Genomic DNA, 13640 nt, shown 5'->3' with positions numbered 1-13640 from the left:
CCAATACAGCCTGGTGAACATGGGATGACAGGCCACCATTTTTAATGGGGAAGCCCCTAGTGAATGGTGATGCTTTAGCAGATCAAGATATCGATCAGGTTGCATTTTTATGATTATCAAAAAAAACGCTAAAAAATAAAACTTTAAGAAGAATGACATATATCGGCTTTAAGGTAGCTGACGACGAGGTGAACATATCCTCGATTGTGCCTTCGCAATGCGCAATTAAAAGCTCAGTAAGCAGCTTAAATATAATTTTTTGGTTTTTATGACGACCCTTTTTTTTCGAATATTGGGTTAAAAAGAAATTGTATTAGAAGACTTCGGTATCTGAATTCTCTTGTAACTAAAAGTGCTGATAACAAGCGCTAACTACTTTAATGGGATCAATCATGTTTAAAAAGGCGACACTTGCTCTAGCTATTAGTGGTTTGTTGGGTGCCTCTGCGGCTCAGGCGGCGGTGGTGTATGACCAAGACGGCACGACGCTAGATATCTACGGCCGCATCGCCATGGGGTTTGAAGGCGGTGGTGAAAAAAATGGCGTTGATAATGGCGAGGAGTTCCGTAATTTTGGTTCTCGTTTGCGCTTTACGGCAGGTCATCAAATCAACGCTGACCTGCGCGCGTTTGCACGGGTAGAGTGGCGTTTTACTGGGGATGAGCGCAGCCGCCCGGGCTTTGACGAAGTGCGTAATAGCTACCTTGGTCTCGAAAGTAAGCAGTACGGTACGTTCATGGCGGGTAACTATAACAGTTACTACGATAACTACGTGATGACACCGTTCGATGTTTATGTAGAGCGTGGCTATGAATTTGCCGGCGGTGGTCTTCAGGCGCGTGGCGACTCACTTGGCTATAAAACGCCTGAGATCAACGGTTTTCAGGCTGTTTTCTCAGCAAAACACTTTTCTGAGCGTGGCCTCACTGAAGCGCAGCAGTCTAGCGAAGGTAGCGTTATCGCCACACAAGGTGGCGTCGTTTACGCGACTGGCCCCTTACGTTTAGCACTTGGCTATGTAGAAGATACCGTTCGTGGCGGTGGCAACGGTGAAACACGTTTTGGTACTACGGCCACGTACGACATCAATGACGCTTTCTCTGCGCGTTTAGGTTATGAAACCCGTGGTGATAACGATAAGCGGGGAGGCGGTTTTGATACGGTAGGCCTAGGTGGTAGCTTTGCCACCGGCGCTTGGACCTTCTATCTCGATTATTACAACATTGATCCCGATAATGCGGATAATGATCGTGACGCTTGGGCCGCTGCGGCGCATTACGATGTTTCTAAAAATCTTGATGTATTTGTCGAGCTAAATGATGCCAATAAAGATGCCAATGATAACTTCGAAGATGATCTGTATTATGCAATAGGTGCCCGCTATCACTTTTAAATAATAAATAGCTTCCTTAGCGCTTAAGTCACTTATTAAGATCGTTTTGCCGATGTGCTAAAAGTACATCGGCTTTTTGCATTATGCTGTCTATGATAATAGTTAAATGGTTTTAAGAAGTGTACATGACATCAGTCTTGGTAAGGCGTGGTTAGTCTAAGGGTTTCTTTGTCGCTGGCGTTTGGCGCTTTTTCTCGCGGCGACGCTGCTTGGCTAATGCGTTGCCGTTAGCCAGTTCCTCTAAGTAGGCGATTTCTTCGTCGCTGAGTGGTTTGCGCGGTTGGTTTGTCATTGATGTCACCACATTGTTAGGCCTTTCTGGCACGCTAACGATGAACGATGACATCAATATGAAAGGAGCCATTAAGATGCGTTTTAGCCGCTATGGGATTGCGCTTGGAGAGGTAAACTAGCAAGTGGAAGGGTTTTCGGGCCGTTCCTACTGAGTGAAACGGCCCAGCGTACTCACATAGTCATGATGCTTTCAAAGCCTCCATAAATAAGACGCTTACCATCAAAGGGCATGGAGCTAACGTCCATTTGTAAGCGTGGATCTTCCATGACTTTTTGCATAGCGACATCGCGTATCGCTTTGGAAAGCCACTCTATCCATGAAAAAACAACGCTTTCGTCATCTTTTCGCTTAACCGCCATGGAGAACGAGGTGACCTCTCCTTCGGGAACATCGTCTTCCCAGCTTTCTACCACTCGCTGTGCGCCGAACTCTTTGAACACTTCTGCGGCGGCGCGGGCGTGCTCAATAAATTCAGATTTATTAGCGGTCGGCACGGCAGCGATGAAGCCATCGACATAAGGTGTGGTGGTAGTATTCATGCCGCTTCTCCTGGGTTTACTTTGGGTGAGAATGATCGCGGTATAAGGTGTCGAGGCCATAACATGCTGTCTTCATAGACCAGTATTCATCACAGAGATCCATACGCTACCGGCAAAAAATAGCGGAGCAGCGAGTTATTGTTATTAGCTCAAACGTAGCGCATGAAGTCTCCGATGACGTACTTTTCTTATGCGTATTTTTCTTAAGCAGCGGTGTTAACCATCGGTGCGCTTTCGAGTGGTGCTATTAAAAGGATGAAGAGCATCGCGGGTCACGTAGAAGCGCAATGTTTCACCTTCACGAACGGCTGGCTGGCCAGCGGTGCGAATCACCGTGGGTTGCTCGCTGTCGGCGAGATTAACGTACAGATGGCTTTCCGCGCCTGCCGCCTCAAAGAGCATGAGTGTCGCGTCGATGGCTAGATGTGGCGTATCGGGTGCGGTGAGGTGCATGTCGTCTGGGCGAATGCCGAGGGTGTCGGTGCCTTCGGGAAGGTGTTCCAGCACGCTGCTGTTTTGAGTACCCAGATACTCCAGCGGCAACATGTTCATTGCCGGGGAGCCAATAAATTCTGCAACGAACATTGTGGCCGGACGGGCGTAGATCTCCATCGGTGTGCCTACTTGCTCAATTTGCCCGGCATTTAGCACGACCAAACGGTCGCCCAGGGTCATGGCTTCCAGCTGGTCGTGGGTGACATACAGGCTGGTGGTTTTTAGGCGACGCTGTAGTTGTTTAATCTCCACCCGCATCTGTACGCGCAGCTTGGCGTCCAGGTTGGAAAGCGGTTCATCGAACAAGAAGGCTGAAGGCTCGCGCACCAGTGCTCGGCCCATTGCTACCCGCTGGCGCTGGCCGCCGGAAAGCTTGCGGGGTTTACGCTCCAGGAAGTCTTCAATCTCCAGCATCTTGGCCGCTAAGCGCACGCGTTTATCGATGTCATCTTTTTTGAAACCCCGGTTCTTTAAGCCATAAGCGAGGTTGTTGTAGACGGTCATGTGCGGATAAAGCGCGTAGTTCTGGAACACCATGGCGATATCGCGCTCAGCGGGCTCTAGCTTATTTACTACCCGGTCGCCGATTTTGAGCGTGCCTTCGGTAATGGTTTCCAGCCCAGCGACCATGCGCAGCAGGGTCGACTTACCGCAACCGGATGGCCCGACGAGCACCACAAACTCGCCATCTTCAATCTGTAGGTCGATGCCTTTGACGGCGTGAACATCGCCGCTATAGGTTTTCTTCAGCCCTTCCAAGGTAATGCTGGCCATCTTATTTCTCCGTCTCGGTCAGGCCTTTCACAAAGAGGCGTTGCATAAACAGAATCACCAGTACCGGCGGCAGGGCGGCCATTACCACGGCGGCCATAATCAAATGCCACTGGGGATTCTCTTCTGAGGTCATGCGTTGAATACCCATCACAACGGTGTAGTAGTCAGGATCGGTGGTGATTAGCAGTGGCCACAGATACTGGTTCCAGCCGTAGATAAACATGATCACAAACAGCGCGGCGATATTGGTCACTGACAGCGGCATTAAGATGTCTTTAAAAAACTTCAGTGGCCCGGCGCCGTCGACGCGGGCGGCTTCGAGCATTTCTTCGGGAATGGTCATAAAGAACTGGCGGAACAGGAACGTCGCGGTGGCCGAGGCAATCAGCGGAATCGACAGCCCGGCAAAGCTATTGAGCATGTTGAGGTCCGCAACGACCTGAAACGTCGGAATAATGCGTACTTCCACCGGCAGCATCAGCGTGATGAAAATTAGCCAGAAGAAGAACATCCGAAAACGAAAGCGGAAGTAAACAATTGCAAACGCCGACAGTAGTGAGATCGACAGTTTTCCTATGGTAATCGCCATGGCCATAACAAAACTGTTCCATAGCATCATGCCTGCTGGTGGGGCTCCTGCGTTGGAAACGCCGGACTGCCACATACGGGTAAAGTTTTCGATACCATGGGCGCCGGGTAGCATCGGCAGTGTACCGCGTAGCAAGTCGCCTGGCGCCTGGGTAGACGCCACGAGCGCAACGTACACGGGGAACACCACCACCGCGACGCCAATCATCAACGTCAGATGAGCAAAAAAATTCGCCCAGGGTCGGTTTTCAACCATTGAAAGTCTCCCAAACAATTAGCCAGTGGTGTTAGTAGTTCACGCGGCGCTCGATAAAGCGGAACTGCACCACCGTGAGTGCGACCACAATGGCCATTAAAATCACTGACTGAGCGGCCGAAGAGCCTAAATTCAAGCCGACGAAGCCATCGGCGTAGACCTTATAGACCAGCGTGTTGGTGGCCTGGGCGGGGCCGCCTTGGGTAGTTGCGTGAATAATGCCAAATGTATCGAACATGGCGTAAACCACGTTAACCACCATCAAGAAGAAGGTCGTTGGCGTCAGCAGCGGGAAAATAATTGTCCAGAAGCGCTTAGTCGGGCCGGCGCCGTCAATGGAGGCGGCTTCAATCAGCGATTGTGGGATTGACTGTAGGCCCGCTAGAAAAAATAGAAAGTTATAGGAGATCTGCTTCCAGGCGGCGGCAAAAATCACCAGCAGCATGGCGTCACTTCCCGAGTTGCGGTGGTTCCACTGATAACCCACCATTTCTAGCATATAGGGAACAATGCCAATCGAGGGGTTGAAGATAAACCACCACAAAACGCCCGCAAGGGCGGGGGCTATGGCGTAGGGCCACACCAGCAGTGTGGTGTAGGTACTACGTGAGCGAATCATCCGGTTGACGGTGCTGGCCAATAATAGAGCCACCGTCATTGACAGGAGTGTGGTACCGATGGCAAACACCGCTGTCACGGAGAGCGAGTTAAGATAAGCGCCATCGCGAAACAGGCGAGCGAAGTTTTCCAAGCCCACAAACGTCGAGCGCAGCCCAAAGGCGTCTTCGCGCAATAGCGACTGATACAACGCTTGGCCAGCAGGCCAGATAAAGAAAATCAGCGTCACAATCACCTGGGGCGCCAGCAGCGCGTAGGGCAAAAAGCGACCAGGGTAGGTCATGCGTTTAGTTTGCATGGGCAGCTCTGCAAATGGTTAGTAAATATAAGCATCGACAAACGAAATCGCCGCCTACCCAGTGGGGTAAGCGGCGAAGTGAGTACTTATTTACTGGTTGGCAGCTTCAAAGTCACGGAGTAAATCATTGCCACGTGCCACTGCGTCGTCAGCTGCTTCCTGGCCCGATTTGCCACCGGTCATCACGGCTTCCATCTCTTCGGAGATAATGTCGCGGATCTGTACAAAGTTACCAAACCGCAGGCCTTTCGAGTTCTCGGTCGGTTCGTTTAGCGTCATCTGCTTCAGCGAAATATCGGCACCTGGGTTCTCATCGTAGTAGCCCTGCTCTTTGCTTAAGTCCCACGCCGCTTGAGTGATGGGCAGATAACCGGTTTGCTGGTGCCACTCGGCTTGTACCTCAGGCTGTGAGAGGTACTCAAAGAAGGCGGCAACGGCTTCATACTCGTCATCGGTGTGGCCTTGTAGTGCCCACAGGGTGGCACCGCCAATGATGGAGTTCTGTGGCGCACCATCTACGTCGTCATAGTAGGGCTGCATACCGAAACCGACTTCAAAGTCAGAGTTAGCAGCGACATCCGCACGGGAAGCAGAAGAACCGAAGAAAATCGCACAGTCCTGTGAGTAGAACAGCGGCTCTGAGTCAGGGCCAGAACCGGGGCCGCCCCACTTAAAGACCCCCTCTTCCTGCCAGTTATGGAGGTTGTCCCAATGGCGGGCGACCAGCTCATTGTTGAAATTGAACTCTGTTTCCATGCCGCCAAAGCCGTTTTCCAGCGTACCAAGCGGCACATTATGCCAAGCGGAGAAGTTTTCCAGCATTACCCAGCTAGGCCAGGAGGTGGTAAAGCCACAGCTGGCCGCCCCAGAATCGACGATTTGGCGCGAAAAATCGGCCACTTCAGACCAGGTTTGCGGCGCCTGCTCAGGGTCTAGACCCGCTTCCTCAAACATGTCGCGGTTGTAGTACATAATCGGCGTAGAAGAGTTGAACGGGAACGACAGCATGTTGCCGTTGGTGTCGGTGTAGTAACCGACTACCGCTGGCAGGAAGGCTTCGCGATCAAACGCGCGGCCATGCTCTTCCATCAACTCGTACACGGGGTAGATGGCACCTTTGGCGTTCATCATAGTGCCAGTGCCGACTTCAAAAACCTGGAGAATATGCGGCTGCTCGCCCGCACGGAACGCCGCAATGGCGCCGGTCATCGTTTCGGTATAATTGCCGCGGTAGCTGGGTGTGACGTGGTAGTCGTCCTGAGAAGCGTTAAACTCCTCCGTCATTTCTTCAAGGATTTCACCAAGCTGGCCTCCCATAGCGTGCCACCAGGTCACTTCGGTCGCAGAATGGGCAGAAAGGCTAAACGTGGCAGTAGCCACCCCTAGGGCAAGCGCGTGCAATGTGAAACGAGACATAACGGCTCCTTGTGGGTCGTTCGCAGTACGTTTATTAAGTTTTTGGGTGCACTGAACAGTAGAAAGTGTAGATGACGTTTTCATGAATGCACGATGAACTCGACGTGACAGTCAACGTTTCGCTGTCCGTTGGCCTGCTTAGTAGGCAAAGGAGAAAGGCGGTGATAGGGTGATATGAAGAGCCTAACTGACGAGAGCAGTATGACTGACGCGACCACCTTACTGGCGAAGCTAGTATCGTTCGATACCACTTCCAGCGAATCTAATTTGGCCCTAATTGAATTCGTTGAGCACTATCTAGCTGATTATGGTGTGGCTTCAGAGCGGGTGATGAGCCCGTGTGGCACCAAAGCTAACCTGATTGCCCGCGTAGGCCCTGACGCCCCTGGCGGGGTGATGCTTTCTGGGCATACCGACGTAGTGCCGGTGGCCGGTCAGCCATGGTCGAGTGATCCGTTTACCCTTCGCGATGGCGGCGATGGGCGCCTGTACGGGCGTGGTACCTGTGATATGAAAGGCTTTATTGCCTGTGCGTTAGCCATGGTGCCTACCTGGGTCAATGCGCCGCTGAAGCAGCCTATCTATTTCGGATTTTCTTACGACGAAGAAATTGGCTGTGTGGGCGCGCCGAGTCTTATTAAACGCTTTTACGAGCACTACTCCACCACCGCCCACGTCATTGTTGGTGAGCCTACCAGCATGCAGCCTGTGGTCGCGCAAAAAGGCGCAACGAATCTGCGCACTACCGTGATTGGCCAAGAGGCCCACAGTAGCCAAGTGAATCAAGGCACGTCAGCTATCCATGTTGCAGCGAGGCTCGTCACGTTCATTGAAGACACCATGGCGGCATTGGTGGAAGAGGGCCGCGTCGATGAGGCCTTTAATGTGCCTCATACCAGCCTGCACGTTGGCAAAATAAAAGGCGGTACGGCGATCAACATTATGGCGCGGGAGTGTCAGTTTGAGTGGGAAATTCGCCATCTGCCCACGGACACCTTCGACGAAATATACGCGCGCTTTGATGCCTATTGCGCCCAGCTAAGCGCTGAGCTGCAGGCTAAAGGCAAGCACGTTGAAATCACCACCGAGCCGTTAAACGTGACAGTACCGGGCTTGGCCGACCGCGAGAACGAACAAGTGCTTCGCTTAGCCAAAGACCATCTGCCACACGCCTGCTGTAATCATGCGGTCGCTTATGCCACCGAGGCAGGGCAGTTCCAAGGCCAGGGCTTGCAGACAATAATTCTTGGCCCTGGCAGCATCGCCCAGGCGCATCAACCCGATGAGTATATTGAGACGGCGCAGTTGCATGAGTGCACGGCGTTTATGCAGCGATTAGGGCTGGCGCTAGAAACACCCCATTTGGGATGATGGTCGTTACTTATAATGGCGGCTTCGTAAGCTAGTTGTACACGTCAATGGGCGAACATTTCCGCGATCGCCTCCACAACGACCCGTACCCGCGCCGTGCGTGCTAAATCCTGGTGCAAGACAAGCCATGCCTCATAAGGCTTGGCTCGGCGGCGCTCAGGCCATACGCGTATCAGCTTGGGGTCACGCTGGGCCAAGTAGTCCGGTAATTCTCCCAAGGCCAGGCCTGCACGTACAAAGGTTGCCAACATCAGGCTGGAGTCCAGCTCGGCGACTACACGCCCCAGTCGCCTTGATTCGCCAGCCAACGTGTCATCCTGCCGCCCGGTTACTCCTCTTTGGTAGAGCGCAATATCGTGACCTGCGAAGCCTTCACCGGGTTGTGGCTCGCCATGCTGTTCCAGATAACGCTGGGTCGCGTATAAACCGACCTCCCAGCGGCCAAGTTGTCGCACGATCAACTCGGGTTGTTCCGGGCGTAGCGTACGCACGGCGACATCGGCTTCACGCCGCGCCAAGTCGAATAATCGCGTCGTGGTGCTCAAGATCACACGCACCTCGGGATGGCTGGTACGCAGGCGTTCAATTGCTGGCACCACGAAGTCCACAGCGAGTGCGTCAGTCGTGGTCACGCGCACTTCACCAGCGACTCGTTCGTCAGCTCCCTCGCCGCGTCGCTTGAAGGAGACGGCTAGCCGCTCCATCTCCTCGGCCGTGGTTAGCACTTGTTGACCGCTATCGGTCAGTACCAACCCGCCCGTGGCACGCAGGAATAGCCGACTACCCAGTGCTCGCTCCAGGCTAGTCAAGCGCCGACCCACGGTGGTCTGGTCAATGGATAGCTGCTGCGCTGCCCCTCGTAGCGTACCTGCGCGATACACCGCTAGGAAAATTTGCACATCATCCCAGTTCATGAATTTCTCCATGCTGCAAATATGCAGCCACTCACTGCATATTCATGCATTTTCACATGCAAAGCTGCCTCGTACCATGGCGCTTATTCCTTCTGAATTTAGATTCTTCTTAACCCATATCGCGCGCAGCAGGTTGGCTACTGCTGCAGGGAGTGGCCATGCCTCGTGTATCTTTCATCCTGACCGTCGCCATGCTCAGTGCCTTTGGCCTGATTGCCTCGGACGTGTATCTACCCGCGATGCCGAGCATGACCATTGAGTTCGGCGTTGCCGACTGGCAAATGCCGCAAACGGTCTCTATTTATCTGCTGGCGCTGGCGAGTGCGCAGTTGGTCTATGGGCCACTGTCGGACCGTTATGGTCGCAAGCCGTTGCTGCTTGCTGGCATTACGCTGTACATGGCTGGTTCGCTGGGCTGTGCGGCCTCTGATAGCTATGTCGGATTTCTGGCCTGGCGCATACTCGAAGCGGTTGGTGCGGCGTCGGGCTTAGTGATTGGTCGCGCTTTGATCGCCGACACTTGTGATAAGCGCACATCGGCCAAGGTTTACGCGATGGTCTACCCGCTAGTGTCGCTATCACCAGCGTTAGCGCCAGCCATCGGAGGGCACTTGGCCGCTACCTTCGGATGGCGAGCCGACTTCCTATGCGTGGCTGCTTTCGGAGCTATGGCGCTACTGATGGTGCTAACGCTGCTGCCAGAAACGCTCCCTGTCCAGGATCGTACTCGGACCTCGCCCTTTACCGGATTTGGCCACGTTTTGCGTGACCGGACCTTCTGCCGCTATACGCTGGTCGTCTGTGCGATCTACAGTGCTTGGTTTGTCTACCTAACCCAGTCGCCCTTTCTATTCGCGCGCCAAGGGTTGAGCGAGGAGCAGAGTGGCTGGCTGTACTTGCCTCTGACGGCTGGCATCATCGGTGCCAATCTACTGGCTAAACGACTGCTCGATCGCTGGCCCTATGATCGCATCATCACCGCAGGCATCGTGTTTTTCGTACTTGGCGGTGTGGCATTTTTGGCCGTGGGCGCGTTGCAACTACAGGGCACAGCCAGTGTGATACTCCCGATGTGTTTAGTCAGCCTTGCTAATGGTTCCTCGCTATCGCTAGCGGTATCCGGAGCGGTTGCCAGTGAACACGGGCATGTGGCGACGGCATCGGGGCTGGTGGGGTTCTGCCAGATTGGTAGTGCTGCAGTGGTAGCGATGGGGGTGAGTGCTGTGTTCGGTACGGGAGTTGGTGTGCTTGGCGATGCGGTACTAGCGCTTGGGCTACTCGCGCTACTCACATGCTTGCCATGGTCTGGGTACCGGAAGAAAGTAGTGTAATAGCAGCTAAGGGGAGAAATAAAAAACACCCGCCAATATTAAATAGGCGGGTGTTTTCTTGAGACGCTTACGGACTGGCTATTAGTGCTGATGCTGCTCTTCGTAAAGCTCTGCTTTCGCATGGCGCATCACATCTTCGCAGGCCTGTTGGCGGGCAAGTTGGGTCAGCAGCCGCTGAGTCACCTCAAACCCTTTTCCCAAACAGGTATCAACTTCGTCTCGGCTAACGTGCGGAGAGACGTTGTAGTCGATTTTTACCGTACGGCCACCGCCTTCTAGTCGATCGGCGATTTGTCTAAGCCGCCAGGCGATGCGCTCTTTCCAGGTTGCTGATTCTACCGCGCCTTCGTTTACGCTAAACGTGCACTGCCACTCGGGTTTGTAAACCTTCATAGGAGAACCTCCACTGGGTTTGGAAAGAATGCTTGGTCGTGTGTCGTACTCCGTCTGTCTGATGATGTAGCTCTGGTACTATATCTAACTCTGTGCCAATACCGAAACAAAACGTATACCAAATCTATAAACCAAAGAATACAGAGCTTTCAATATGACGCTTTCAACGCCAGTCTCAACGTCAGCCAACTGCCCGTGCGGCAGTGGTGCTGCATTTACGGCGTGTTGCCAGCCTTATCACCAAGGTGCAACGGCATCTACGCCAGAAGCGCTAATGCGCTCACGTTACACGGCATTTGCGTTGAATAGCCGTGATTACCTACTCGCCACTTGGCACGCATCAACGCGGCCAGCACAGCTAGCGCCCGACCCAGACACCCAATGGAAAGCGCTCACGATTGTGGTGGCACCGCCAGCAAACGAGAGGCAGGGCACAGTCCATTTTTTAGCCTATTTCCGTGAACAAAACCGCTGGCATGTGCTGGAAGAAAACTCACGGTTTGTGTTTGAAGACGGGCGCTGGTGGTATGTGGATGGCGTGCCGACCATTGAGCGCCTCAAACCGCGGCGAAACGAGCGCTGTCTATGTGGTAGCGGTCGAAAAATAAAGAGTTGTTGCGGTGAGTAGTATCAATACCGATACCCAATGGTTCCTCTACTTACTTGAGTGCAAACGCGGCACCTATGTGGGGATTACCAATAACCTAGCGAAACGTTACCAAGCGCACTGCGACGGCAAAGGCGCTCGCTATACCCGAGCGAATCCACCGATAGCGCTGCTCGGCGCGCAACCGTTCGCAGATCGCGCCGAAGCCAGCCGCGCTGAATATGCGCTGAAGCGCCAAACGCCAAGCCGAAAACGTCAATGGGCCACTCAGTGGCCGATTAGCGATTTTTCCGGCTCGGCGTTGGATAGGTAACTTTCGCAGATGATCGAATGGCCGGTCTACCGAACCACCGTCACGGTACACGCTGCCTGGCGTACAACATTGAGGGCGGTGGAGCCCATAAAGTGGTCGGGAAAGCCGGGGCGGTTCGAGGAAATAATGATGCAGTCGACGCCGTTGCGTTTGGCAAACTTGACCACCTGATGGGCAGCATTGCCTTCCACAACATGAATCTCGTAGTGCTCGCCGCCAATTTTCTGGCGAATACCGTCCTTGATGCGCTGAGCGGTGGTTTCGCGGTAATCACTCGGCAGTGATGGTGCGATATAAGGGGGAATACGCTCCATTACCGAAATGATCTGTATGGTGCTGTCTTTGTCTGCCAGCTTACGTGCCACTTCGATTTTTTGCAGGATATTGGAGTTATTGTCTGCCGCCGTTGTGATTAGAATATTCTTATACATGAGAGATGCCCTCAGGTTGATAGGCAGTGGTGCGAGGCGACAACTCGGTCGCCTCTAGCCACGTGTTGGTCTGGTAGGTGGCGATCTACTTCGCTAGCTCGGCTTGCGGCAGACTTTCGGTGTATGGCTGGTTATAGGTGTTGACGTCGTTACGCTCGCCTTCACGCCAAATGCAGATATTGAACAGGCCGTACACAATGGCAATCACGGGAGTGATAATGGCGAGGAAGGTCCAACCCATGTAATCCCACGCGGACACGCCGAGCACGCCCATGTAGTAAGCACCGCCTAGCCCCCAAGGAACCAGCGGTGAGGTCACCGTGGCCGAGTCCTCACAGGTGCGCGAACATACCGATGGCAGAATTTTGAGTTTGCGGTAGGCGGGTACGAACATGCGCCCCGGAATAATGATGGCAATATACTGGCTGGCCGAGAACAGGTTGGTGGCTAATGATGAGACAACGTGAGTAACGATTAGTCCGCGTGAATTACTGACCAGTTTGCCCATCTTTTCCAATAACACTTCGAGCATGCGGGTTTTCTCTAGTAGGCCACCCAGGCTAAGCCCGATAAAGCCCAGCGAGATCGTCCACATCATGCCTTGCAGGCCGCCACGGCTAAGTAGGCTATCGACGGCTTCAACACCGGTTTCCGATACATAGCCGTAGTTCATGTAATTCATCATGCTGCCCAGTCCGACGCCTTGAGTGGCGACAGCAAGTCCCGCCCCCAATAGGCTGCCAATGACCATGACTGCCAGGGCGTTGATGCGCCGATAGGCCAAAACGACCACTATTAATGGGGGCAGGAAGGCGAGCAGACCCACTGAGAAATTATCGCTAATGCCCGCTAGTAGTTCAGCGGTGCGGGAAATATCAGCCCCTTCGCCGTCAAACTGCATGCCGATAAAGAAGAACAGAATAATAGTAATGATCAGTGCAGGACCGGTGGTGTAGAACATCGAGCGGATGTGGTCGAACAGGTTGGCCTCGGCAACCCCAGCAGCGAGGTTGGTGGAGTCTGATACTGGTGAAATCTTGTCACCGAAGATAGCACCGGAAATAACTGCGCCCGCGGTCATCGCCGGAGAAATATCCAGACCGCTGCCGATGCCGATAAAGGCTACGCCGAAGGTGGCGGCGGTGGTCCATGAGCTGCCGGTGACCAGTGATGCAACGGCACACACGATGACGGCCGTGACCAGGAAATAGGAGGGGTTGATCAGTTGAAGGCCATAATAGATCAGCGAGGGAATCGTGCCGGAGGCAATCCAACTGGCGACTAACACACCGACCATCATTAAGATCAGCATCGGCAGCATGGCGATTTCGCAGCCGTACAATATGCCTTTCTGCACATCCTGCCAGCTGAAGCCGGAATACAGCGCGATGATGGCGCAGACCACAATGGCAAAGATCAGCGAGATATGGGTGACCCAGTCTTCACCAAGTAAAAAGATCTGCGCAAACATCATGAAGCATAAGAAGCCGATGCCTATGATGGCGCCCCAAAACGAGGGTCGTTTGTTTTCGTCGTTCGTTGTTGTTGACGTTGTCGTCGACATTATTATTCTCCTTATAAGGAGTTAGTGTTGTTTGCCGCTTGGT

The 13640-nt window shown here is 53.4% G+C and carries 15 protein-coding genes; 5 read left to right on the top strand and 10 right to left on the bottom strand.

Translation table 11 applies throughout. The features are described 5' to 3' along the window. Positions 1-392 precede the first annotated feature (392 nt). Positions 393-1394, top strand: coding sequence for a porin (locus tag JFC11_RS10805; RefSeq protein ID WP_198349547.1), 1002 nt, complete (start codon positions 393-395; stop codon positions 1392-1394). Positions 1395-1545: 151 nt separating this feature from the next. Here the strand turns inward: JFC11_RS10805 and JFC11_RS10800 are convergent, their stop codons facing one another. From JFC11_RS10800 to ugpB, 6 genes are all read right to left on the bottom strand, one after another. Next, positions 1546-1686 (bottom strand): hypothetical protein, encoded by a 141-nt coding sequence (locus JFC11_RS10800; RefSeq protein WP_167457096.1) that lies wholly within the window; start codon positions 1684-1686, stop codon positions 1546-1548. Positions 1687-1859: 173 nt separating this feature from the next. Next, complete coding sequence (locus JFC11_RS10795) at positions 1860-2228, bottom strand: DUF1428 domain-containing protein (protein ID WP_198349546.1); 369 nt, start codon at positions 2226-2228, stop codon at positions 1860-1862. A 216-nt stretch (positions 2229-2444) separates the two neighbouring features. Further along, entirely contained in the window at positions 2445-3497 is a 1053-nt protein-coding gene (locus JFC11_RS10790; RefSeq protein WP_198349545.1) for a sn-glycerol-3-phosphate import ATP-binding protein UgpC, read from the bottom strand. A gap of 1 nt (position 3498) precedes the next feature. Continuing rightward, the gene (gene ugpE / locus JFC11_RS10785) at positions 3499-4341 is read right to left on the bottom strand and encodes a sn-glycerol-3-phosphate ABC transporter permease UgpE (RefSeq protein ID WP_198349544.1); all 843 of its coding nucleotides are present in this window, start codon (positions 4339-4341) and stop codon (positions 3499-3501) included. A gap of 31 nt (positions 4342-4372) precedes the next feature. After that, positions 4373-5257, bottom strand: a complete 885-nt coding sequence (ugpA, locus tag JFC11_RS10780) for a sn-glycerol-3-phosphate ABC transporter permease UgpA (RefSeq protein WP_038480514.1) — start codon at positions 5255-5257, stop codon at positions 4373-4375. A 90-nt stretch (positions 5258-5347) separates the two neighbouring features. Beyond that, positions 5348-6673 (bottom strand): sn-glycerol-3-phosphate ABC transporter substrate-binding protein UgpB, encoded by a 1326-nt coding sequence (gene ugpB / locus JFC11_RS10775; RefSeq protein ID WP_038480516.1) that lies wholly within the window; start codon positions 6671-6673, stop codon positions 5348-5350. A gap of 201 nt (positions 6674-6874) precedes the next feature. Here ugpB and argE point away from each other — a divergent pair, with 201 nt between their 5' ends. Beyond that, a complete protein-coding gene (gene argE / locus JFC11_RS10770) occupies positions 6875-8044 on the top strand; it encodes an acetylornithine deacetylase (protein WP_198349543.1) in 1170 nt (389 codons plus the stop codon). A 44-nt stretch (positions 8045-8088) separates the two neighbouring features. Here argE and JFC11_RS10765 read toward each other — a convergent pair whose 3' ends face one another. Continuing rightward, positions 8089-8958, bottom strand: a complete 870-nt coding sequence (locus tag JFC11_RS10765; RefSeq protein WP_198349542.1) for a LysR family transcriptional regulator — start codon at positions 8956-8958, stop codon at positions 8089-8091. Positions 8959-9116: 158 nt separating this feature from the next. On the opposite strand from JFC11_RS10765, the gene JFC11_RS10760 reads away from it, so the two are divergent. After that, positions 9117-10289 carry a multidrug effflux MFS transporter gene (locus JFC11_RS10760; protein WP_198349541.1) on the top strand — a complete coding sequence of 391 codons (1173 nt, stop codon included), beginning with the start codon at positions 9117-9119 and terminating at the stop codon, positions 10287-10289. An 81-nt stretch (positions 10290-10370) separates the two neighbouring features. On the opposite strand, the gene JFC11_RS10755 is transcribed toward JFC11_RS10760, so the two are convergent. Then, a complete protein-coding gene (locus JFC11_RS10755) occupies positions 10371-10682 on the bottom strand; it encodes a hypothetical protein (protein ID WP_030074158.1) in 312 nt (103 codons plus the stop codon). 154 nt (positions 10683-10836) lie between these two features. On the opposite strand from JFC11_RS10755, the gene JFC11_RS10750 reads away from it, so the two are divergent. Both JFC11_RS10750 and JFC11_RS10745 read left to right on the top strand, forming a co-directional pair. Beyond that, entirely contained in the window at positions 10837-11310 is a 474-nt protein-coding gene (locus JFC11_RS10750; protein ID WP_198349540.1) for a YchJ family protein, read from the top strand. After that, complete coding sequence (locus JFC11_RS10745; protein WP_038480528.1) at positions 11303-11602, top strand: GIY-YIG nuclease family protein; 300 nt, start codon at positions 11303-11305, stop codon at positions 11600-11602. The genes JFC11_RS10750 and JFC11_RS10745 overlap by 8 nt, the downstream gene beginning before the upstream one ends. Positions 11603-11628: 26 nt before the next feature. Here JFC11_RS10745 and JFC11_RS10740 read toward each other — a convergent pair whose 3' ends face one another. Both JFC11_RS10740 and nhaC read right to left on the bottom strand, forming a co-directional pair. Next, positions 11629-12033, bottom strand: a complete 405-nt coding sequence (locus JFC11_RS10740; RefSeq protein WP_038480531.1) for a universal stress protein — start codon at positions 12031-12033, stop codon at positions 11629-11631. 85 nt (positions 12034-12118) lie between these two features. Then, the gene (gene nhaC, locus JFC11_RS10735) at positions 12119-13597 is read right to left on the bottom strand and encodes a Na+/H+ antiporter NhaC (protein WP_051626408.1); all 1479 of its coding nucleotides are present in this window, start codon (positions 13595-13597) and stop codon (positions 12119-12121) included. Between the last annotated feature and the right edge of the window lie 43 nt (positions 13598-13640).

Origin of the sequence: Vreelandella alkaliphila, assembly GCF_016107625.1 — a bacterium.
Classification (GTDB): domain Bacteria; phylum Pseudomonadota; class Gammaproteobacteria; order Pseudomonadales; family Halomonadaceae; genus Vreelandella; species Vreelandella alkaliphila.
The sequence above is the reverse complement of the archived record's forward strand: the minus strand, read 5'-3'. Positions and strand labels throughout refer to the sequence as shown.